We start from the raw sequence: 21,006 nt of genomic DNA, 5'->3' as shown, positions 1-21,006 counted from the left end.
AGACGTAGACGGGAAGGCGACGGATTAGGCCAAAGCTTGGCCGGTGGCAAAGGCGGAGAACGCCCGGCTCCATCGTTGCGATGCGCTTAGTCAGCCTTCTCCACAAAACTGTCGATCACCCGTTTCTCGCCCGCCTTGTCGAAATCGACCAGCAGCTTGTTGCCCTCGATGACGCGGACGTGGCCATAGCCGAACTTCTGGTGGAAGACGCGCTGGCCGCGCGCCCACCCTGAGCTGGACTTCGGGTCCGCCGTGGCGATCAGGCGGCCGTCGCCCTCGATGACGGCCTTGCGGGCGGGGATGCGGTTCGGCGTCTGAGCGGCGGTGAAGGACTGGGCGCGTTTCCAGCCGGGCGAGGAGTAGCCGCTGCCGAAGGAGGGGGCGTCGTCCCAGCGGCTCTTGGCCTCCTTCATGCCGCTCGAGGCGCCGTAATAGCCGGTGTCGGACTGGGGATCGACGTGGGCGATGGGCAGTTCGTCGACGAAGCGGCTGGGCAGTTGCGAGGTCCAGCGGCCATAGACCAGCCGGTTGGCGGCGAAGGAGATGCGGGCGTCCTGCTTGGCGCGGGTGACGCCAACGTAGGCCAGGCGGCGTTCCTCCTCGAGGCCCTTTTCGCCCTTCTCATCGATGCTGCGCTGGCTGGGGAAGACGCCTTCCTCCCAGCCGGGCAGGAAGACCAGCGGAAACTCCAACCCCTTGGCGCCGTGCAGGGTCATGATCTGCACCGCCCCGTCGCCGTTGGGATCGTCGCTGGTCGCGCGCTCCAGATCCATGACCAGGGAGACGTGTTCGAGATAGGCCTGCAGCGTCTCGAACTGCTGCATCGACTGGGTCAGTTCCTTCAGGTTCTCCAGGCGGGTCTGCCCGCTGGTGCGGTCGGCCTTCTGCATGTCTGTATAGCCGCTTTCCTCCAGCACGGTCTCCATGACCTGCCAGTGGGGCGTGGTCTCGGACAGTTGGCGCCAGCGGTCGATGTCGCGCACGAAGTTGGACAGGGCGGTGCGGGTGCGGGCCTGAAGCTCGTCGGTGTTGATCAGGCCGCGCACGGCCGTGAGGGCCGACAGATCGTGCTGGCGGGCCAGTTGCAGGATTTTCTGCACGCTGGTGTCGCCGATGCCGCGCTTGGGCGTATTGACGATCCGCTCGAAGGCGAGGTCGTCATCTTCCGACAGGATCAGGCGCAGATAGGCGTGGGCGTCGCGGATTTCGGCGCGCTCGAAGAAGCGCGGCCCGCCGATGACGGTGTAGGGAATGGCCAGCATGACCAGCCGTTCCTCAAAGGCCCGCATCTGGAACGAGGCGCGGACCAGGATGGCCATGTCCTTGTATTTCAGGCCCGGTTCGCCGGCATGCGGACGTCGGGCGGTTTCGATCTCGTCGGCGATCAGCCGCGCCTCGGCCTCGCCGTCCCAGACCCCGCGCACCCGCACCTTGTCGCCGCTGTCGTCCTCGGTCCACAGGGTCTTGCCCAGCCGGTCGCGGTTGGCGGCGATCAGGCCGGACGCTGCGCCCAGGATATGACTGGTCGAGCGATAGTTGCGCTCCAGCTTGACGATCTTGGCGCCAGGAAAGTCGCGTTCGAACCGCAGGATGTTGTCCACCTCGGCGCCGCGCCAGCCGTAGATCGACTGGTCGTCGTCCCCGACGCAGCAGACGTTGCCGGTCGAGGCCGTCAGCAGCCGCAGCCACAGATACTGGGCGACGTTGGTGTCCTGATATTCGTCCACCAGGATGTAGCGGAAGCGACGGCGGTATTCCTCCGCCAGGTCCGCGTGTTGCGACAGGATGGTGATGTTGTGCAGCAGAAGATCGCCAAAGTCGCAGGCGTTCAGCGCGCGCAGCCGGGCTTGATAGGCGGCGTAAAGGCCCTGGCCCTTGCCGTTGGCGAAGTCTTCGCCGGGCGGCAGCTTGTCGGGCGTCCAGCCGCGGTTTTTCCAGTGATCGATCAGGCCCGACAGCGACTTGGGCGTCCAGCGTTTGGTGTCGATGTTGGCCGCTTCCAGCAGCTGTTTCAGCACCCGCTCCTGGTCGTCGGTGTCCAGAATGGTGAAGCTGGATTTCAGCCCGACCAGTTCGGCGTGGCGACGCAGAATCTGCGCGGCGATCGAGTGGAAGGTGCCCAGCCAGCGCAGGCCCTCGGCCGACGAGCCGATCAGATGGGTGATCCGCTCGCGCATCTCTCGCGCGGCCTTGTTGGTGAAGGTGACGGCCAGCAGCTCCCACGGCCTGGCCCGTCCCGTCGCCAGGATGTGGGCCAGGCGTGTGGTCAGCACGCGGGTCTTGCCCGTGCCCGCGCCGGCCAGCACCAGAACCGGCCCCTCCGTCGTCTCGACCGCCTCGCGCTGCTCGGGGTTCAGGCCGGACAGATAATCCGGCGCTGCGTCAGCGGGAGCGCGGGCACGGGCGAGGTCGGAAATCCGGGGAGAGGGCAGGTCGGTCACGGGCGGCACATACTCGGGCGGACGGGCGGGCCGCCGGAATCGGGGGCCGTCAGAATCTCGAAAACGAGAACATAAGCAGCACAGGGGCCAAAGTCAGGCCCTTAGGCCGATCCATCCGCACTCGCAGCGTTCGGTCCGCCGTGTTTCGCCACCCAGTCCAGCGCCATCAGACGGCACGCCGAAGCCAGCGGACGTCGGCCCCGCCCGGCGTCCACGTCCGCCAGAAGCTGCGCCTTGCTGAGACTGCGCACCTCGGCGATCCGGTCCAGAACGGCCCAGAACTCGGGCTCCAGGGCCACGGATGTGGCGTGGCCCGCCAGCAGGACGGATCGCTTGCGCAGTCCGCTCAACGCGCCGCCTTCAGCAGAATATCGGCGGACGCCGGCGCGCCCTGGGTCAGGACCGCGTGCCGCGTGTCGGTCACGAAGACCGGCGCGCCCGACGGATCGCGGATTTCGGCGCCCACCGCATAGGTGTGGGCTGGATCGACTTCGGCGCCGGAGAAGGCCAGGACGACCCGATAGGGCGGGGCGCCGACGATGGGCTCGCGCGCCTGCACCATGACGCGAGCGGGGGCGTCGGCCAAGCTGACGTCCTCGACCCGGACGGTCAGCACATGGCCGGACGGCAGCAGGATCCGCTCGCGATAGAAGGCCGTCACCGTCACGACCGCAGCGCCGGCCAGGGGCGCGGGCGCGGGTTCTGGCGACGGCGCGGGCGTGGCGCAGGCCGCCAGAACCAGGGTGGCGGGCAGGACGAACGGGGCGTGGCGCATGAGGGGCCTCCTTATCCGCCCATCCTGCCACAGGTCCGATGCGAACGGGAACGACGCGCCGACGCCAAACATGATATGCGGCCGGCCCATCCTTTCGGAGCTGCGTGCGTGAGTCGCCCTTTCGCCATACTGGCCGTCGTCGTCTGCGCCCTGATCTGGGGTACGACCTGGTTCGCCATCACCCTGCAACTCGGACCCGTCGATCCGGTCGTTTCCATCGTGTGGCGCTTCGGTCTGGCCTCCCTGACCCTGTTCGGCTTCTGCGCCGCGACCCGTAGGCCGTTGCGGCTGACCCTGTCCCAGCACCTGGCGGCGCTGGGGCAGGGGGCCTGCGCCTTCGCCCTCAGCTACGCCTTCGTCTATGCGGCGGAGGTCAAGGTGGCCTCGGCGGTCGTGGCCGTGATCTTTGCCGCCCTGGCCTTCGTCAATCTGATCCTGTTTCGGACGATCAGCGGCGTCAGGGCCTCGCCCGCCGCCTGGATCGGGGCGGTGCTGGGCGTGGTCGGCGTCGGCGTGTTGTCGGCGGGCCAGCTTTCGGGGGCGGGCGCCGGGGTGGACCCAGGTATGGGGGTGATCTTCGCCCTGGTCGCTGTCGTGGCCTCGGCCTTCGGCAACTGGTTCGCCTGGAAAGGCCAGACGGCCGGAGCGCCCGTCATGGGCGCGACCGCCTGGGCCATGGCCTATGGGACGGCGCTGCTGGCGCTGTACGGCCTCGCCACCGGCGTCGTCTGGCGGATCGAGCCGACGCCGGCCTATGTGTTGTCGCTGCTCTATCTGTCGCTGTTCGGGTCGGTGGTGGCCTTCGGCCTCTATTTCAGTCTGGCGCGCCATCGCGGCTACGCCCTGGCCAGCTACATCTCGGCCCTGACGCCGCCCATCGCCATGCTGGTGTCGGTGCTGTTCGAAGACGCCCGTTTCGGATGGACGGCCTTAGCGGGCCTCGCGCTGGTCCTGGCGGGGCAACTGCTCCTGATCCGCGCGCCCAGGGTCTGAGGCTGCGTCAATCCTCGCGCCTAGCGCCGTCCAACAGCGCCTCAACGCGCGCCTTGGCCTTTGCCGCCGCGTCCTTTTCGGCCTTGGTGCGACCATGGGCGGCTCGATTCTGCGCCGCTTGCGCCTGGGCTTCGGCCTTGGCCCGCGCCTTGCGAGCGCGGGCCAGATTGATGATCGTGGTCATGGTCGGGGCTGCCTCGGTTCGGGCTTGGCCGCATCGTCAGGCCTGGGCGCAGCCAGGACGGACGGGATTTGCGATTCAGAGATCGTTGTCGCCGGGACGAAGGGGGCGTCCGGCGACTTCTGGTCCAGCCGTATCCAGGCGTCGGGGCCGCGCCCGCGCTGGCGGCCCAGGTCGAACATGGCGTTCATCGTCTCCTGGTCGAACTTCAGGCTGGACGCCTCGACATTGTCGGGAATGGCGGACAGCGCCATGTCCAAGCCGTTGCGCCGTGCGAAGGCCGCCGTCACCGCCAGATGGATGCGCAACTGCGCCTTGCTCATACTGTCATAGGTGCGGGCCAGGATGCCGGACAGGCGTCCTGGCGTGACGCCTTCGTTTCTCCCCACCTGACCGTTGACGATGACATAGAGAGCGCCGACGCGGCCCTGGTCCTGCGGTCGGGTCCACAGCATCAGATCTTCGGGAATGGCCAGGAAGGGCGTGTTCACCCCGCCGTCGACGTGCATGTTCAGCGCCACACGGTCGTCAGGCTGCAATCCGGCGATCAGCACAGGCGGGAAGACCCCGGGAATGCTGGCCGAGGCGACAAGCACCTGTTTGAACAGCTCGCGCGCGCTTTCGTCGCCCTGGCTGGCCAGCAGCCCCATGTCCCAGATGACCGTCTCCTCGTCGTCCAGATTGGTCGTGGCGACCAGCAGGCGCCGCCCCTTGGCGTGTTCGCGCGCCACCGCCTGCAACAGTTCGGGCGTGACGTACTGATCGACCAGGTCGCGCAACACCCGAGAGGAGAAGAGGCTGGGGTTCAGGAAGGCGGCGAAGCTGCGCCAGCTCAGGATATTGCTGACCGCATCTCCCGTATAAGCCTGCCGTAATTCGTCGTCCCAGTCCGAACCCAGGAAGGCGAACGGCGCGGCCAGCGCGCCGGTGCTGACGCCCGTGACGACGTCGAACGAGGGTCGGTCGCCCCGTTCGCTCCAGCCGACCAGCAGGCCCGCGCCATAGGCGCCGTTCGCGCCTCCGCCGGACAGGGCCAGGATCGATGTCGGATGATCCGCCCGCAGCCGGCCGCCGATCTCCTGTGTGAAGGCCTGGAGCCGTGCGCTGTCGTTGGCGCGGATGCGCGGGTCGGCAGTGCGGATCAGTTCGCCTTCGACGATCCGCAGAGGTCCGGACGGTCGCTCCAGCGTTCCACACGCGGTGAGGACCAGCGCAAGGAACACGCTCGCTAGCCCTGATCCGATCCGTCCCATGTCTGGCTGTCCTCAGTTCGGCTCGGTGATTAGCGTGACTGGCGGCGGGCCGCCATACCGCGCCGGAACTTCACAAGCTGCGCCATTTGAAACCCGCGTCTGTCGCCGACGTTCGATGAGACAGTCAAACCAGTCCAAGGAGATCAAGATGGTGGATGCTTCGATGATCAAGGAACATCTGGAAGTCGTCGGTTCGGACGGCGGTCATGTTGGCCGCGTCGATCACGTCAAGGACGGCCAGATCGAACTGGCCAAGCTCGATTTCGCCGGCGGCTTCAAACACCATATGATCCCTGTCAGCTGGGTCGACCATGTGGATGACAAGCACGTCCACTTGAACCTGACCAAGGATGACGCCAAGGCCCGCTGGACTGAAAAGACGCACTGATCGAGCTTACATCGAATTCACCAAGACTCCGCTGTGGCCAGCGGGGTCTTTCACTATGTATGAGGTATGATCAGACTGATTCTGAATGTCCTCTGGCTTGTGTTCGGGGGCTTTGCCTCCGGCGTAGCTTGGCTGTTCGGCGGTCTCTTGCTGGCGCTGACTGTTGTCGGACTGCCTTGGGCCTTAGCGGCGTGGCGGATCGCCGCCTATTGGTTCTGGCCCTTTGGGCGCGAGATCGTCTGGCGCGCTCCCGATCCTGCCGATCTCGGTCAGGGCTGTCTCGGCGTCGGCATGAACGTGATCTGGCTGGTCGTGGCCGGCTGGTGGATCGCCCTGGCCCATCTGATGATCGCCGTGGCCGAGTTCGTCTCGATCATCGGCATTCCGTTCGCTCTGAAGGATCTGGAACTGGCCAAGCTGGCCCTGGCTCCGATCGGCCGAACGATCCGCGATAAACCCTAGTCGCCTTCGCCCAAAAGCACGTCCAGCATCATCTCGCGCCGCGTCAGGAAGTTGCGCGTCACCTGGTAATGATCGGTGTCCTCGTATTCGATCCGTTCGAGTCCGTGGTTCGAGGCTTGGTAGATCCTGGCGTTGGGATAGCCCAAAAGGATCGGAGAATGGCTGTCGCGCGTGCCGAAACGGTGTTCGCGTCCACCGCCTCCGGCATTGAATCCCCATGCCACCGCCAGGGCCTCGATCAACGTGGACTTTCCTGAGCCGTTCTCCCCGACGAGAAAGGTCACGTTCGGGTGGAAGGCCAAGCGATCGAGCGTGCGCACGACCGGCAGGTTGAACGGATAGGCGGAAGCGTCCCAGCCTTCTCGACGCTCGAAAAGGGCCTTGATCCAGTAGGGACGCTCCAAAGCGGTCATCGCCTCAGCCCGGCGAGATCATCTTTTCGGGGCGCACCGCCTCGTCGAACTCGGCGTCGGTCAGATAGCCGCCGCCGACCGCCTCTTGGCGCAGGGTGGTGCCGTTCTTGTGGGCGGTCTTGGCGATCTTGGCGCACAGGTCATAGCCCAGCTTGCCGTTCAGGGCCGTGACCAGCATCAGGGAGTTGTTCAGGCCGCGCGCGATATTGTCCTCGCGCGCCTCGATGCCGACGACGCAGTTGTCGGTGAAGCTGATGGCCGCGTCGGCGACCAGGCGCACCGACTGCAGGAAGTTGTAGGCCATGACGGGGTTGTAGACGTTCAGCTCGAAGTGGCCTTGCGAGCCGGCGAAGGTGATGGCGGCGTTGTTGCCGAACACCTGGACGCAGACCTGGGTCAGGGCTTCGCACTGGGTCGGATTGACCTTGCCCGGCATGATGGACGACCCCGGTTCGTTCTCCGGCAGGGCCAGTTCGCCCAGGCCCGAACGCGGGCCGGAGCCCAGGAAGCGGATGTCGTTGGCGATCTTGAACAGGGACGCGGCGACGGTGTTGATGGCGCCGTGGCTGAAGACCATGGCGTCGTGGCCGGCCAGGGCCTCGAACTTGTTCGGCGCCGTGGTGAAGGGCAGGCCGGTGATCTCGGCGATCTGGGCCGCCACCTTCTCGGCGAAGCCGATGGGCGCATTCAGGCCGGTGCCGACGGCGGTGCCGCCCTGCGCCAGTTCCATCAGCTTGGGCAGGGTCTGTTCGATCCGTTCGATGCCGTTGGCGACCTGCTGGGCATAGCCGCCGAACTCCTGGCCCAGGGTCAGGGGGGTGGCGTCCTGGGTGTGGGTGCGGCCGATCTTGATGATGTGGGCCCAGGCCCTGGCCTTGGCGTCCAGGGCGGCGTGCAGATGCTTGAGCGCCGGGATCAGGTCGCCCGCCACCTGTTCGGCGCAGGCGACGTGCATGGCCGTGGGATAGGTGTCGTTGGACGACTGGCTCATGTTGACGTGGTCGTTCGGGTGGACTGGCGTCTTGGAGCCCATCTCGCCGCCCAGAATCTCGATGGCGCGGTTTGAGATCACCTCATTGGCGTTCATGTTCGACTGGGTGCCCGAACCCGTCTGCCAGACGACCAGGGGGAAGTGGTCGTTCAGCTTGCCCTCGATGACCTCGTTGGCGGCCTGGATGATGGCCTCGGCCAGCTTGGGGTCCAGCTTGCCCAGGTCGCGGTTGGTCTCGGCGGCCGCGCGTTTGACGATGCCCAGCGCCCGCACGACCGGCAGGGGCTGCTTCTCCCAACCGATCTTGAAGTTGCCCAGCGAACGCTGCGCCTGCGCGCCCCAGTAACGGTCGGCGGCGACCTCGATGGGGCCGAAGGTGTCGGTTTCGGTGCGGACGTTGGTCATGCGCGGACAAGGCTCTCAGGCGTGGCGATTGTATGCGGGGGGGTGTAGCACGAGAGAAGAGCAGGGCAAGGCGAGGGGGCCATGGGACGACATTGGATTCTAGCGACGACGGCGCTGATCCTGGCGGGGTGCGCGAGCCTGCCGCAACAGCCGACGCGACCGCGCGTGGCTCTGGAGACGACGGCAGGACGGATCGTGCTGGCGCTCGACCCCGCCGCAGCCCCGATCAGCACCTGCAACTTCATCGGCTACGTCGTCTTCGGCGACTATGACAACGGCGCCTTCTTCCGCACGGTTTTACGAGAGACCAACACAGCCAATCCCCATCCGATCGACGTCATCCAGGCGGCCACGCCGCGCGGCAGCGATGACGATTCCCGCCCGCCTATCCGGCTGGAGCGCACGCGCGACACGGGGCTGCGCCATGTTGCCGGAACCGTGTCCATGGCGCGTGACGGGCCGGACAGCGCCACCTCCAGCTTCTTCATCGTCATTCGGGACACGCCCAGCCTGGACTTTGGCGGCGCCCGCAATCCCGACGGCCAGGGGTTTGCGGCCTTCGGTCAGGTGATCGAGGGTATGGATGTGGCGCGCCGCATTCAGGGCATGCCCGCGAACGCCGAAGAGCAGTTGACGCCGCCGGTCACGATCCGTTCAGCCAGACTGCTGGACGCCGTGCCGTCCGTCTGCACCCGATGACCGCCGGCTGGATCGGCACAGGCAAGGTCCGCGCGCGCGAGGACGGCGAGGCCGTCGAAATCGTCATCGACGGCCTGACGACCCAGGCCAAATATTACAAGCCGCTGGTCTATGAGTTCATGCGCAAGGAATGGCGCGCCAGCCGACCGTCATGGGGCGATCACGTCGTGGAGATTCGTATGGAGCATGTGGGCGATCCGCCTTGGATGGACCTGGACAATCTGGCCAAGGCCCTGCTGGACGCCATCAAGGGGTATCTGTTCCACGACGACAGTCAGGTCGCGCGGCTGCTGGTCGAGCGTCACGAAGGCGAGAAGGAACGGATCACCATCCGTACCTATCCGCGCAAGACCTGACCCTATTTCTTGCGAAACTGGTCCAGGGAAACGACCTTCGGGCCGTCGGGCGCAGGCGTATCGGCGGGAGGAACGGGCGGCTCCTCGACGGGCTCGACGACCGGCGGTTCCTCGAACTGCAGCATGAACTGGACGCTGGGGTCGTAGAAGCGGGTGATCGCCGCATAGGGAATGACCAGATTCTTGGGCAGGCCGCCGAACCGCAGCTTGACCGAGAATCGCGCCTCCTCGACCCGCAAGTCTTCATACTGATGCTGTAACACCACCGTCATTTCCTGCGGATATTTCGCCAGGATGTCGGGCGGAACCACCACGCCCGCGGCGCGAGTGACGAAGGTGATGTAGAAATGGTGGGCGCCCGGGAGGCCCTCGGCCAGCACACGCTCCAGCGCCGCGCGCATGACGCCGCGCAGGGCCTCGTGGGCCAGTCGCTCGTACTGCATCTCATCGACCGGAGGGGCCTGATCGGTCATCGTCACCTCGCAACAGAGCGTGACTGATAGCGGCGCCTTGCACGGCGCGAAAGCCATCATCAGACGAAAGCGATGGGATTCTGTCGCCAAGCTTCCGATCATTTTGGGGGAAGTGCCGGGGGTTCTGTTGCCAGGCCCCCCGACGGGCCCCGCCCAAGGATCTGAACCCCTAGGACTTAAGGTTCGAAATCACCCGAACCGCATTACGCGGCGAGAGCGACTTCTCCAGCGAAGTTATCGTTCGCAGTTAGAAAATGGCCCGATACGGTGGGCCAGGACGAGCGAAAGCAATCCTCTTTACACGTCCGTCGATGCTAGTCGGCCCCATGGCTGCCTCCGCCGATAACGCGGGGAGAAGATGGTGGAGCCGCCGGGAATCGCACCCGGGTCCGGTCCGCTTATTACAGGCGCCTTTATCGCCATAGTCCGGCCGAAGCCGGACGAGGGGAATATAGGCATGCTGACGACGATAGGAAAGTGTCGGCTCTGTTGGAAGGCGACTTTCATCCCCGTCGCGGCCAATCGGCCGTCTGATTGCGGAACCAGGTCAGTTGGCGTTTGGCGTAGTTGCGGGTGGCCTGTTTCAGCGCCGCGAGCGCCTCGGCTTGGGTCGTTTCGCCATTCAGCCAGGCGGCGATTTCGCGCACGCCCACCGCCTTCATCGCCGGCAGGTCGGGCGAGAGGCCGCGCGCCAACAAGGCGCGGACCTCCTCCACGGCGCCGCCTTGGATCATCAGATCGACGCGACGGTCGCAGTTGGCGTAGAGCGCCGCCCGCACGGGCTCTATGACTAGGCCGGTCCAACTGTCGGGCTTGAGCAGGGGCTGGGTCTCGTCGCGCCAGGCGGACAGAGGGCGACCGCTGGCGGCCAGAACGCTCATGGCCCGCACCAGACGTTGGCGGTCGCCTTGCGCGATGGAGGCGGCCGCCCTGGGGTCGTCCAAGGCCAGGCGAGCGCGAAAGGCCGCTTCGCCCAGAGCCCGATAGTCCGCCTCGACCCGCTCGCGGACTTGGAGCGAGACGGCAGGAATATCGGCCAGTCCCTTGGTCAAGGCTGTGAAATAGAGGCCCGTTCCGCCTACCAGAATGGCCGATCGGCCTTTCTGGCGAAGATCGTCCAGGATCGTCAGAATTTCGCGGCTCCAGCGACCGACCGACCAAGCGTCGACAGCATCGGCGACGCCGTAAAGGCGATGGTCGGCCAGGGCTTCTTCGGCTTCGGAAGGGCGGGCCGTCAGGACCCGAAGATCGGCATACAGTTGCTGGCTGTCGGCGTTCAGGATCACCGCGCCGGTTTCTCGCGCCATCCGCAGGGCCAGCGCCGACTTTCCCGAGGCGGTGGGGCCGGCGATCAGGGTGATGAGAGGCGGTCGGGGCAAATGCAGGCTCGCGGCGGGACGTGAACGGCGATAGAACGCGCGCCTTGTCGCCTGCAAGCCCCGTGGAGTTTCTCTTGGTCGATCGCGCCGTCGTTCTCGCCGCCTTGGACAGGGTCATCGATCCGATTTCGGGCCAGGGCCTGGTCGCGGCTGGCCTGGTTCAGGGGTTGGTCGTGGCCGAGGATCGGGCGGGCTTTGCCTTGGAGGTCGCCCGCGACCGCGTGGCGGCCTACGCCCCCGTTCGGGATGCGGCGGAGGCGGCGCTGAAGGCCCTGCCCGGCATGACGCGCGTTTCCGTGGTCCTGACGGCCGAGGCGGGACCCGCGCCCCGCTCCGCCAGCCTGTCCCAGGCCGCCGTCGATCAGGGGCGGCCCAAGGCGCCGGTTCCCACCGATCGTCCCGCAAATGTGCGCCGGGTACTCGCGGTCGCCAGCGGCAAGGGCGGGGTCGGCAAGTCGACGGTCGCCGTCAATCTGGCCGCCGCGCTCTCGGCGCGCGGCCTGTCGGTCGGCATCCTCGACGCCGATGTCTATGGGCCGTCGCTGCCGACCATGCTGGGGATCGGCGGCCAGCCTGCCTATGAGAACGGCGCCATCATCCCGCATGAGGCCCACGGGCTGAAGGCCATGTCGGTCGGCCTGCTGACCAAGATGGACGACGCCATGATCTGGCGCGGCCCCATGGCCTCCCAGGCCATCACCCAGATGCTGACCCAGACGCGCTGGGGCACGGCCGAGGCTCCGCTGGACGTTCTGGTGGTGGACCTGCCGCCGGGCACCGGCGACGTGCAACTGACCCTGATCCAGAAGACGCCGCTGGACGGGGCGGTGATCGTCTCGACGCCGCAGGAAGTGGCGCTGGCCGACGCGCGGCGCGCCCATACCCTGTTTCAGCGCGTCAATGTGCCGACGCTGGGGCTGATCGAAAACATGAGCGGCCCTGTCTTCGGTCAGGGCGGCGCCGAGGTCGAGGCGCAGCGGCTGTCGATCCCCTTTCTGGGCGACCTCCCGCTGGATGCGGCCATCCGGGAAGGCGGCGATGCGGGGCGTCCGCCGGTCGCGGTCGATCCGTCCGGCGCCGTCGCCGACCGTTTCGCCGCCATCGCCGCCCGGGTCGTGGAGGGACTGAAGCTTTAGGCCGGCTCGACGATCACGGCCGTGCCGTAGCACAGCACCTCTGTCACGCCGGGCATGATTTCGGTGGCGTCATAGCGGACGGCCAGAATGGCGTTGGCCCCGTGGTCCTGGGCGTGTTTGACCAGTTCGTCATAGGCTTCCTGACGTCCGGCCTCGGCCAGTTTCACATAGGCGCCGACGCGGCCGCCCAGCATGGACTGGACCCCGCCGATGGCGTCGGAGATGGCGTTGCGAGAGCGCACCGTCACGCCGCGCACTAGGCCGATGTGGCGGGTGACGCGAAAGCCCGGCAGGTCGTTGGTCGTGGTGACATACATCGCAGTCTCCTTGGCTGATCGAGGTTAGCGGCGTTCTAGCACGCGAAAGGTGAAGGCGTGATCGTCCTTCTCGCCGGCCTCATGCGGTTCGCACGACACCTCGGTCCAGTCCGCCGGGTCGAAGTCGGGAAAGCGCGCATCACCCTCCGGCGCGGCGTCGACCTCGGTGATGTAGAGGCGGCGGGCGCGGGACAGGGCGGCCTCGAACACGGCCGTGCCGCCGATGACGCAGATTTCGTCCGCCCCGTCGTCCTGGGCGGTTTCGCGCGCGATCTCGATGGCTTCGTCCAGGGTCGCGCAGACCAGGGCGCCTTTCGACTGACCCTCGGCCTCATAGGACTGGTCGCGGGTCAGAACCAGGTTCAACCGGCCGGGCAGGGGGCGCAGCGGCAGGCTCTCCCAAGTCTTGCGCCCCATCAGGCACGGCTTGCCGATGGTGATGGCCTTGAACCGCTGAAGGTCCGAACGCAGCCGCCAAGGCAGGTCGCCGTCACGGCCGATCACGCCGTTTCGCCCGCGCGCCACGACCAGGGCGATCACAGGCACGGTCATGGTTTCGGCTCCAGCCACTTCAGCCATTTGCGCTGCATGGCCTGTTCCAGATCGATCTCGGCCCGCGCGCAATAGATCAGCAGCATGCCCAGCACGTCCGCCGCCTCGTCGCCCAGCGCCTGGGCGTCCGGCGCGCCTCGCGCACGGCGGGTCAGGCGCAGGTGCTCGGCCGTCAGTTCGCCCAGTTCTTCCTGCAGCTTCAGCAGGGCCCAATCCCGGTCCCGGTCGATCGCGTGTTCGGCGGCGTAGATGTCCGAAATGCGCAGGACATCGGCCTGCAGGCGCTTCAAGTCCATCAGACCGCCACGGACGCCTTGATGTGCGGCCAGGCTTCGTAGCCTTCCAGCGTAAAGTCCGACAGTTCGAAGCCGAACAGGTCGGTCTTGGGCGCGATCCGCATGGTCGGCAGGGGCAGGGGCTCGCGGCTTAGCTGCAACTCGGCCTGTTCCAGATGGTTCAGATACAGATGGGCGTCGCCGAAGCTGTGCACGAACTCGCCCGGCTCCAGCCCCACCACCTGGGCCAGCATCATCGTCAAGAGGGCGTAGGAAGCGATGTTGAAGGGCACGCCCAGGAAGACGTCGGCGCTGCGCTGATACAGCTGGCAGCTCAGCTTTCCGTCGGCGACGAAGAACTGGAACAGGCAATGGCAGGGCGGCAGGGCCATGTCGTCGACATCGGCCGGGTTCCAGGCGGTGACGATGTGGCGGCGGCTGTTGGGATTGGTCCTCAGGTCGTGGACCAGCTTTTGGATCTGGTCGATGACGCGGCCGTCCGGCGCGGTCCACGACCGCCACTGCTTGCCATAGACCGGACCCAGTTCGCCCTCGGCGTCGGCCCATTCGTCCCAGATGCGAACGCCGTTGTCTTTCAGCCAGCCGATATTGGTGTCTCCGCGCAGGAACCACAGCAGTTCGACGATGATGGAACGCAGGTGCAGCTTCTTGGTCGTCAGGACGGGGAAGCCCTTGGACAGATCGAACCGCATCTGCCGGCCGAAGACGCCCAGGGTGCCCGTGCCGGTCCGGTCGTCGCGCCGTGCGCCATTGTCCAGAATGTCGCGCAGCAGGTTCAGATACTGCCACTCCGGATGATCGACGGGCGCGGCGCCGGCGCGCGACTGAACATCGGCAAGGATCATCTGGACGGTCATGAGACGGAGGTTGCCTCAGAAAACCGATTCGCGTTTCGGGAAATCGTGGCCCCCTGACGAGAGTCCACAGAAATCGAATCAGCCGCCGAACCCGCCCTGGTCGAGGAAGTCCTGTTCATCGGGCGTCGTCGCCCGACCCAAGGCTGCATTGCGGTGCGGGAACCGGCCGAAGCGCACGATGATGTCGCGGTGGATTCGACCCCACTTCTCCAGTTCTTCGTCGCCGGCGACCAGGGCCATGTAGCGGTCCTGATCCTCGATCCGTTCCGAATGCTCGAACGGCAGCAGGAGAAAATTCTTCAGTTCGGGGGCGACCGCCAGGTGATGGTCCTCCGCCACCGCGCGATTGGCGAACATCAGAGCCAGCGGATCGGTGGCGAACTGGTGCGCCGTGCCGCGGAAGCTGTTGCGCGGATATTGATCCAGCAGAATCGACAGGGCCAGGGCGCCTTCGGCGCTGGCCATCCAGTCGTCGCATTCCCGGCGGGCCGCCGCCCAATGCAGGGTGTGGCCGCGGTCGCGGAAGACCGCGTCGAAGGCGTCATCCTTGGCGAACCACTTTTCAGGCCCGGCCTCGATCCAGAAGGCGACGACATCGGAAGCGCTGGCGAACTCGGTCATGCCCCTGTCCTAGCCAATCGGTCCTGACAGAACCATAGGCAGGATCGTTCGACGATCCGCCTGATTGAGCTTGGGAGAGGACGACCTGTGGGTCGGTGGCTGGGGAACTAGGACTCGAACCTAGAATGACGGTACCAAAAACCGTAGTGTTACCATTACACCATTCCCCAGCAGGTCCGGCGTTTCCGCAGCAGCGCTGTGCAGCGGAGGCGGTCAGATAGGCCAAACCGTTTTCGGATGCAACACCCTCTTTCAGGACTATTTCCGCCGGTTTCGTTGCTGGACGAAAAGGGTGCTTGCGGGTTCCGAAAGCCGTGTTTATAAGCCGCGTCCTCACTTCGGGGCGACGCCTTTCCAGGCCCGCTCCCACGGTCGGAGTGTGGCTCAGCCTGGTAGAGCACTGCGTTCGGGACGCAGGGGTCGGAGGTTCGAATCCTCTCACTCCGACCATCTTCTCCTTCTCAAGCGACGAAACGATGTGATCGCCCCTTCGGCGCGTCGAACGAAATGCGTCTCGTCGCATTTTGGTCCCGGCCGGGCTTCCATCGGATCGTCCGGTTTCCTAGCTAGACGGTTAGGATCGCAGCCGAGGAGATTTCCCCATGGTCAACGCCCGTGAAAAGCGCCTGGCGCCGCTCAGAACCCCCACCAGCCTGTCGGAGGACGCCACGCGCGACATCTCTGCGGCCCTGACCGGCCTGCTGGCGGATGTGTTCGCCCTCTATATCAAGACCAAGAATTTCCACTGGCACGTCTCGGGGCCGCATTTCCGCGACTATCATCTGATGCTGGACGAACAGTCGGCCGAAATCCTGGCCATGACGGATCCGATGGCTGAGCGCGCGCGCAAGATCGGCGGCACGACCTTGCGCTCCATCGGCCAGATCGCCAAGGAAAGCCGCGTCGCCGACAACGACGCCGACTTCGTCGACGCCCTGGACATGCTGGCCGAGCTTCGGGACGACAACCACGAACTGATCAACCGGATGCGCGAGGTCCATGACCTCTGCGACGAACACAACGACATCGCCACCGCCAGTCTGATTGAGAACTGGGTGGACGAGACCGAAAAGCGGGTCTGGTTCCTGTTCGAGGCCGGCCGTCGCGGGAACGCCTGAGCCGGGAACCCGCCTCTTGCCTGCGCTTTCCTATCGGCGATATTCGATAGGGGAGCGCGGGAGCGGGGCATGAAGACTAACTCAAGAGCTGGGGGCGCGATCGTCCTGGCCCTGGTGGTGTTGGGCGTCGCCGGATCGGCTCAGGCCGACATGTCTCGCGCGTTCGGGAACACCATCATTTCCCACTATCCGAACGGCCAATGGGTGAAGCACTATTTCGAGCCCGGCGGCCGCTATTCGTCCCTGTTCTCTGACGGGCGGCGTCTAGAGGCGCGCTGGTCCGTCGAAAACGAAAAATTGTGCCTGTCCGGCTTTCGCCCGCGCCAGTTCCTGCCGCGCTTCTGCAGTCCGATGGTCGAGGCTGAGATCGGTGACACCTGGCGCGCGCGTGATCCCCTGGGCCGCAGCATTCGCAACGAACTGGTGGCGGGCCGCCGCTGAGATCGCCCGTCGTCCTGGCGTCTTCCCGTCTTGCCGAGGACCGCAAACGCCCGTAGAAGCCGCGTCCTACCTCGATGCGGATGTGGCGGAACTGGTAGACGCACTGGATTTAGGTTCCAGCGCCGCAAGGCGTGGAGGTTCGAGTCCTCTCATCCGCACCAAAGCAAAAAAGGCCCCGGATCGCTCCGGGGCCTTTTCTTGTTTGTGGGCTACCGCCCTATGAGCGGCTTGAGGCCAGGCTTTGGAGCCGGTGTCGAAGCCTGCGCATGCGCGCGCAGGCCCCGAAGCGTTCGCCTTAGCTGATCGGCGGGACGGGCGGCGGGGGCGCGTCGCTGTCGGTCTCGTGGACCTCGACCAGGCCGCGCCCGACGTGGCTCTTGCGATAGCCGTAGGCGAAGTAGATCAGCAGGCCCAGACCGCCCCAGATCGGCAGCACCATCTTGGCTTCGTGCGGCAGGTTCCAGAACAGGAAGGCGCAGCCCAGCGCCGACAGGGGCGCAAAGACCCAGATCAGAGGGGTGCGGAAGGGCCGTTTGCGGTTCGGATCCTTGACCCGCAGCACCAGCACTGCGATCGACACCATGAAGAAGGCGAACAGGGTGCCCGAGTTGGAGATGTCGGCCAGCTTGCCGACCGGGAACAGGGCGCCGGCGATGGCGACCGCGATGCCGGTGGCCAGGGTGACGATGTACGGGGTCTTCCACTTGGGATGGATCTTGGTCAGACCTTCCGGCAGCAGGCCGTCGCGCGCCATCACGAAGAAGATGCGGGTCTGGCCGTAGATCATCATCAGGATGACCGAGGGCAGGGCCAGGAGGGCGGCGGTGCCCAGGGCGTTGCCGATCTGCGGATGGCCGACGACGCGCAGGACGTGAGCCAGGGCTTCGTTGGAGCAGACCAGGCGGTCGGCGTTGGCCGGCAGGGCGCAGGCGGCGACGAAGGCGGGCGAACCCGGCTCCACGGCCTGGCCGGCGGCGCCGAGCACCGGCTGGGCGCCGATGGCGCCGGCCGCGCCCAGGGCGACCAGCAGATAGAAGATGGTGCAGATGGCCAGCGACCCGATCAGGCCGATGGGCACGTTACGCTGCGGATTCTTGGTCTCTTCGGCGGCGGTCGAGACGGCGTCGAAGCCGACATAGGCGAAGAAGATCGAGGCGGCGGCCCCGACGACGCCCATGCCGGAATACTGGCCGAACAGGCCGTTCGGGGCGAAGGGCGTCAGATTGGCCGATTGCACCACTGGCAGGGTGATGACGATGAAGACGGTCAGGGCGGCGACCTTGATGGCGACCAGAACGGCGTTCACGCGCGCCGATTCCGTCGTGCCGATCATCAGAAGCGCCGTGACCAGAAGGGCCACCACGATGGCGGGAATGTTGACGATCCCGGCCGAGAAGTCGGGAACGGGAACAAGGCCGTGCATCGCCCAGGTCGGGCCGGCGGACAAGAGGTCAGGGAAGTCGATCCCCAGCCCTTTTTCGATCAGTCCCAGCACATACCCCGACCAACCCACCGAAACGGCCGAGGCCGCCACGGCGTATTCCAGGATCAAGGCCCAGCCGACCGTCCAGGCCAGCAGTTCGCCCATGACGGCGTAGGTGTAGGTGTAGGCCGAGCCGGACACGGGGGCCATGGCCGCCAGTTCGGAGTAACACAGCGCCGCCACGGCGCAGACCGCGCCCGCGATGACGAAGCTGATCATCATGCCGGGTCCGGCCTTCTGCGCGGCCGCAGCCGTCAGAACGAAGATGCCGGTGCCGATAATGGCGCCGATCCCCAGAAGCGTCAGTTGAACAGGACCCAGCGACCGATGAAGCGATTTCTTCTCGGCCGTGGCCAGAATCGCGTCGAGCGACTTAACGCGCCACATTGAATATCCCCACGTTTACCAAAGCCCCTCGGCTGGTTTGGCGGGACGCTAGCGGGGGAAATCATGACGCGCAACGCGGATGACGGGCCGGTAAAGGCGTGACGACGCTTTCGTGATCGCCCCCGGACAGGCTAGAGGCCGGAAATGCTGCCGATCCATGCCGTTCTGGAGCCGCTGAAGACCGTCTTGTCGAAGGGCAATACGGCGGTTCTGGCCGCGCCGCCCGGCGCCGGCAAGACGACGGTCGTGCCCCTGGCCCTGCTGGATCAGCCGTGGCTGACAGAGGGCAGGGTCCTGGTTCTGGAGCCGCGCCGCCTGGCCGCCCGCGCCGCCGCCGACCGCATGGCCAGGACCCTCGGCCAGGAGACGGGAGAGACCGTCGGCTATCGCACCCGCCTGCAAAGCCGCATCGGCCCCCGCACACGGATCGAGGTCATCACCGAGGGCGTCTTCACCCGCATGATCCTGGACGACCCGGCGCTGGAGGGCGTGGGGGCGGTTCTGTTCGACGAATTCCACGAACGCAGTCTGGACGCCGACCTGGGCCTGGCCCTGGCGCGAGAGAGCCAGTCGTTGCTGCGCGACGACCTGCGGCTGCTGGTCATGTCGGCGACCCTGGACGTGGCGGGCGTCTCGCGCCTGCTGGCCAGCGAGGGTGGCGATCTGGCCCCGGTCGTCGAGGCCGAGGGCCGCGCCTTCCCGGTCGAGACCCGCCATCTGGGCCGCAATCCGAGCGAACGATTCGAGGAGGCGATGGCCCGGGCCTGCCTCTTGGCCTTGGGTGAAGAGACGGGCTCGGTCCTGGCCTTCCTGCCGGGCCAGGGCGAAATCCACCGGGTGGCGCGTCTGGTCGGCGAGCGGCTGCGTCTGCCGAACATCGACGTCGTTCCCCTTTACGGCGGTCTGGACCGCGCCGAGCAGGACCGCGCCGTGGAGCCCGCCCGGCCGGACCGGCGCAAGCTGGTGCTGGCGACTTCCGTGGCCGAGACCAGCCTGACCATCGAGGGCGTGCGCGTGGTGATCGACGGCGGATTGTCGCGCGTGCCGCGGTTCGAGCCCTCCAGCGGCCTGACCCGGCTGGCGACCGTGCGGGTCAGCCGCTCGTCCGCCGAGCAGCGGCGCGGACGGGCCGGACGTACCGAACCCGGCGTCTGCTATCGCCTGTGGGACGAAGAACAGACGCGCGGCCTGGTTCCGCATCAACGGCCGGAAATCCAGGAGGCCGACCTGACCGGCCTGGCGCTGGACTTGGCCCGCTGGGGCGCGCGATCGGTCGAGGGGCTGGCCCTGCTGGACCCGCCGCCGGCCGGGGCCATGGCCGAGGCGCGCAAGGTTCTGACCCGGCTGGGCGCGCTGGATTCGGAAGGTGGCCTTTCGAAGCATGGGCTGCGGCTGACGCGGATTCCGCTGTCGCCAAGACTGGCGCACATGGTCGCAGTGGCGTCCGACGCCGGAGACGCGATGACGGGTGCGCGGATCGCGACGGTGCTGAGCGAGCCTGGACTGGGCGGATCGAGCGTCGATCTGGCGGATCGACTCATCGGGCTGGATCGGGACAGGACGCAGAGAGCGCGCGATTCGATCAAGCTGGCGGAACGTTGGGCGCGCGCGGCGGGCGGCGGATCGGGTCGGACGATCGATCCGGGGCTGTTGCTGGCCGAAGCCTTTCCAGAGCGGATCGCCAAGGCGCGGGGAAAGGCGGGCGAGTACCTTCTGGCCAGCGGGCGCGGGGCGCAGTTGGAGCCGACCGATCATCTGGCGCGCGAACCGTGGCTGGCGGTTGCGGAACTCGGCGGCGGCGACACGCGAGACCGGGTGCGACTGGCTGCGGCGCTCGACGTTGATCGGATCGACAGCGATCTGGCGCGCCTGATCTCAGTGGAAGACCGGCTGGTGCGCGAGCCGTCGGGGCGCTCGGTCATCCGCCGGTCGCGGCGCATCGGCGCCATCGTGCTGGACGAAAAGATCGTCGGCGCGCCGGATGCGAAAACTCTGGCGACCGCTTTGCGCGCCGAGGTCGAGGCCGAGGGATTGGGCGCGGTGAAATGGGGTGAGCAGGCTTCGGGTCTGCGCGCGCGGCTGGCCTTCCTGCATGACCGCGACCCGGCCTGGCCCGATGTTTCGGACATGGCGTTGCTGGAAGCACGCGAGGACTGGCTTTGGCCTCTGCTGGACGGGGCCAAGTCGCTGGAAGGGATATCCGACGGTCGGCTGGCCGAGGCTCTGCAAGGACTGATCCCTTGGGACCTGCAACGACGGCTGGACGAATTGGCGCCCACGCGGCTGATCACGCCGCTGGGCTCGGCGGCCATCGATTACGCCGCAGAGGGCGGCCCGCGCGTCGATATTCGGGTGCAGGAGCTATTTGGCGTGACGACGCATCCGACCGTCGGCGGCGTGCCGTTGACCCTGGCTCTGCTTTCGCCCGCGCGTCGGCCGGTGCAGGTGACCAAGGACCTGCCGCGCTTCTGGGCCGGTTCATGGGCGGCGGTGCGCGCCGAGATGCGTGGTCGATACCCACGTCACCCCTGGCCCGAGAACCCGGCCGAGGCGCAACCGACGAACCGGGTGAAGCCGCGCGGAACCTGA

The 21,006-nt window shown here is 66.7% G+C and carries 24 protein-coding genes, 3 tRNA genes and 1 other RNA gene; 11 read left to right on the top strand and 17 right to left on the bottom strand.

Translation table 11 applies throughout. From position 1 onward, the window contains the following. Window positions 1–86: 86 nt before the first annotated feature. The 3 genes from QE389_RS04040 to QE389_RS04030 form a co-directional block, all read right to left on the bottom strand. On the bottom strand, window positions 87–2,450 hold the full coding sequence (locus QE389_RS04040; RefSeq protein ID WP_307364803.1) for an ATP-dependent helicase: 2,364 nt from the start codon (window positions 2,448–2,450) through the stop codon (window positions 87–89). Window positions 2,451–2,542: 92 nt separating this feature from the next. Further along, the gene (locus QE389_RS04035) at window positions 2,543–2,791 is read right to left on the bottom strand and encodes a ribbon-helix-helix domain-containing protein (RefSeq protein WP_307364802.1); all 249 of its coding nucleotides are present in this window, start codon (window positions 2,789–2,791) and stop codon (window positions 2,543–2,545) included. Beyond that, window positions 2,788–3,216, bottom strand: coding sequence for a YbaY family lipoprotein (locus QE389_RS04030; RefSeq protein ID WP_307364801.1), 429 nt, complete (start codon window positions 3,214–3,216; stop codon window positions 2,788–2,790). Before QE389_RS04030 ends, QE389_RS04035 begins: the two co-directional genes overlap by 4 nt. A 108-nt stretch (window positions 3,217–3,324) precedes the next feature. Between QE389_RS04030 and QE389_RS04025 the strand changes: the two genes are divergently transcribed. After that, window positions 3,325–4,209: a DMT family transporter gene (locus QE389_RS04025; protein ID WP_307364800.1), complete on the top strand. Its 885-nt coding sequence runs from the start codon at window positions 3,325–3,327 to the stop codon at window positions 4,207–4,209. 7 nt (window positions 4,210–4,216) lie between these two features. On the opposite strand, the gene QE389_RS04020 is transcribed toward QE389_RS04025, so the two are convergent. Then, a complete protein-coding gene (locus tag QE389_RS04020; RefSeq protein ID WP_307364799.1) occupies window positions 4,217–4,393 on the bottom strand; it encodes a DUF4169 family protein in 177 nt (58 codons plus the stop codon). Next, window positions 4,390–5,613, bottom strand: coding sequence for a patatin-like phospholipase family protein (locus QE389_RS04015; protein ID WP_307364798.1), 1,224 nt, complete (start codon window positions 5,611–5,613; stop codon window positions 4,390–4,392). Before QE389_RS04015 ends, QE389_RS04020 begins: the two co-directional genes overlap by 4 nt. A 178-nt stretch (window positions 5,614–5,791) precedes the next feature. Between QE389_RS04015 and QE389_RS04010 the strand changes: the two genes are divergently transcribed. Both QE389_RS04010 and QE389_RS04005 read left to right on the top strand, forming a co-directional pair. Next, window positions 5,792–6,031: a DUF2171 domain-containing protein gene (locus QE389_RS04010; RefSeq protein ID WP_307368904.1), complete on the top strand. Its 240-nt coding sequence runs from the start codon at window positions 5,792–5,794 to the stop codon at window positions 6,029–6,031. A 66-nt stretch (window positions 6,032–6,097) separates the two neighbouring features. Continuing rightward, entirely contained in the window at window positions 6,098–6,493 is a 396-nt protein-coding gene (locus QE389_RS04005; protein ID WP_307364797.1) for a YccF domain-containing protein, read from the top strand. Here QE389_RS04005 and QE389_RS04000 read toward each other — a convergent pair. Beyond that, complete coding sequence (locus QE389_RS04000) at window positions 6,490–6,906, bottom strand: AAA family ATPase (protein ID WP_307364796.1); 417 nt, start codon at window positions 6,904–6,906, stop codon at window positions 6,490–6,492. The genes QE389_RS04005 and QE389_RS04000 overlap by 4 nt on opposite strands. Window positions 6,907–6,910: 4 nt before the next feature. Further along, window positions 6,911–8,302 (bottom strand): class II fumarate hydratase, encoded by a 1,392-nt coding sequence (gene fumC, locus QE389_RS03995; RefSeq protein WP_307364795.1) that lies wholly within the window; start codon window positions 8,300–8,302, stop codon window positions 6,911–6,913. A gap of 81 nt (window positions 8,303–8,383) precedes the next feature. On the opposite strand from fumC, the gene QE389_RS03990 reads away from it, so the two are divergent. After that, window positions 8,384–9,001 carry a peptidylprolyl isomerase gene (locus tag QE389_RS03990; RefSeq protein WP_307364794.1) on the top strand — a complete coding sequence of 206 codons (618 nt, stop codon included), beginning with the start codon at window positions 8,384–8,386 and terminating at the stop codon, window positions 8,999–9,001. Then, complete coding sequence (locus QE389_RS03985; protein ID WP_307364793.1) at window positions 8,998–9,357, top strand: RusA family crossover junction endodeoxyribonuclease; 360 nt, start codon at window positions 8,998–9,000, stop codon at window positions 9,355–9,357. Before QE389_RS03990 ends, QE389_RS03985 begins: the two co-directional genes overlap by 4 nt. A 2-nt stretch (window positions 9,358–9,359) precedes the next feature. Here QE389_RS03985 and QE389_RS03980 read toward each other — a convergent pair whose 3' ends face one another. From QE389_RS03980 to miaA, 3 genes are all read right to left on the bottom strand, one after another. After that, on the bottom strand, window positions 9,360–9,830 hold the full coding sequence (locus QE389_RS03980; RefSeq protein WP_307364792.1) for an SspB family protein: 471 nt from the start codon (window positions 9,828–9,830) through the stop codon (window positions 9,360–9,362). Between the two features lie 111 nt (window positions 9,831–9,941). Next, window positions 9,942–10,311, bottom strand: a transfer-messenger RNA (tmRNA) gene (gene ssrA / locus QE389_RS03975). Between the two features lie 22 nt (window positions 10,312–10,333). Further along, window positions 10,334–11,209: a tRNA (adenosine(37)-N6)-dimethylallyltransferase MiaA gene (miaA, locus tag QE389_RS03970; RefSeq protein ID WP_307364791.1), complete on the bottom strand. Its 876-nt coding sequence runs from the start codon at window positions 11,207–11,209 to the stop codon at window positions 10,334–10,336. Window positions 11,210–11,283: 74 nt separating this feature from the next. On the opposite strand from miaA, the gene QE389_RS03965 reads away from it, so the two are divergent. Next, window positions 11,284–12,345, top strand: coding sequence for an Mrp/NBP35 family ATP-binding protein (locus tag QE389_RS03965; RefSeq protein ID WP_307364790.1), 1,062 nt, complete (start codon window positions 11,284–11,286; stop codon window positions 12,343–12,345). Here QE389_RS03965 and QE389_RS03960 read toward each other — a convergent pair. The 6 genes from QE389_RS03960 to QE389_RS03935 all read right to left on the bottom strand — a co-directional run bounded on the left by QE389_RS03960 (window position 12,342) and on the right by QE389_RS03935 (window position 15,158). Further along, window positions 12,342–12,662, bottom strand: a complete 321-nt coding sequence (locus QE389_RS03960; RefSeq protein WP_307364789.1) for a YbjQ family protein — start codon at window positions 12,660–12,662, stop codon at window positions 12,342–12,344. The two genes, QE389_RS03965 and QE389_RS03960, sit on opposite strands and share 4 nt — an antisense overlap. Before the next feature lie 24 nt (window positions 12,663–12,686). Continuing rightward, complete coding sequence (locus QE389_RS03955; protein ID WP_307364788.1) at window positions 12,687–13,214, bottom strand: dihydrofolate reductase; 528 nt, start codon at window positions 13,212–13,214, stop codon at window positions 12,687–12,689. Further along, complete coding sequence (locus tag QE389_RS03950; protein WP_307364787.1) at window positions 13,211–13,510, bottom strand: phosphoribosyl-ATP pyrophosphohydrolase; 300 nt, start codon at window positions 13,508–13,510, stop codon at window positions 13,211–13,213. Before QE389_RS03950 ends, QE389_RS03955 begins: the two co-directional genes overlap by 4 nt. Next, window positions 13,510–14,355, bottom strand: coding sequence for a thymidylate synthase (locus QE389_RS03945; RefSeq protein ID WP_307364786.1), 846 nt, complete (start codon window positions 14,353–14,355; stop codon window positions 13,510–13,512). Before QE389_RS03945 ends, QE389_RS03950 begins: the two co-directional genes overlap by 1 nt. 90 nt (window positions 14,356–14,445) lie before the next feature. Next, window positions 14,446–14,988, bottom strand: a complete 543-nt coding sequence (locus QE389_RS03940; RefSeq protein WP_307364785.1) for a DUF924 family protein — start codon at window positions 14,986–14,988, stop codon at window positions 14,446–14,448. A gap of 96 nt (window positions 14,989–15,084) precedes the next feature. Further along, a tRNA-Gln gene (locus tag QE389_RS03935) sits at window positions 15,085–15,158 on the bottom strand. 203 nt (window positions 15,159–15,361) lie between these two features. On the opposite strand from QE389_RS03935, the gene QE389_RS03930 reads away from it, so the two are divergent. The 4 genes from QE389_RS03930 to QE389_RS03915 all read left to right on the top strand — a co-directional run bounded on the left by QE389_RS03930 (window position 15,362) and on the right by QE389_RS03915 (window position 16,708). Continuing rightward, window positions 15,362–15,438 (top strand) — tRNA-Pro (locus QE389_RS03930). A 152-nt stretch (window positions 15,439–15,590) separates the two neighbouring features. After that, window positions 15,591–16,106 (top strand): Dps family protein, encoded by a 516-nt coding sequence (locus QE389_RS03925; RefSeq protein ID WP_307364784.1) that lies wholly within the window; start codon window positions 15,591–15,593, stop codon window positions 16,104–16,106. A gap of 69 nt (window positions 16,107–16,175) precedes the next feature. Then, window positions 16,176–16,547, top strand: coding sequence for a hypothetical protein (locus tag QE389_RS03920; RefSeq protein WP_307364783.1), 372 nt, complete (start codon window positions 16,176–16,178; stop codon window positions 16,545–16,547). A gap of 76 nt (window positions 16,548–16,623) precedes the next feature. Further along, window positions 16,624–16,708 (top strand) — tRNA-Leu (locus QE389_RS03915). A gap of 134 nt (window positions 16,709–16,842) precedes the next feature. Here the strand turns inward: QE389_RS03915 and QE389_RS03910 are convergent. Continuing rightward, window positions 16,843–18,417 (bottom strand): amino acid permease, encoded by a 1,575-nt coding sequence (locus tag QE389_RS03910; RefSeq protein ID WP_307364782.1) that lies wholly within the window; start codon window positions 18,415–18,417, stop codon window positions 16,843–16,845. A 144-nt stretch (window positions 18,418–18,561) separates the two neighbouring features. On the opposite strand from QE389_RS03910, the gene hrpB reads away from it, so the two are divergent. Then, window positions 18,562–21,006 carry an ATP-dependent helicase HrpB gene (hrpB, locus tag QE389_RS03905; RefSeq protein ID WP_307364781.1) on the top strand — a complete coding sequence of 815 codons (2,445 nt, stop codon included), beginning with the start codon at window positions 18,562–18,564 and terminating at the stop codon, window positions 21,004–21,006.

This window comes from Brevundimonas sp. SORGH_AS_0993 (assembly GCF_030818545.1).
Classification (GTDB): Bacteria; Pseudomonadota; Alphaproteobacteria; order Caulobacterales; family Caulobacteraceae; genus Brevundimonas.
The sequence above is the reverse complement of the archived record's forward strand: the minus strand, read 5'-3'. Positions and strand labels throughout refer to the sequence as shown.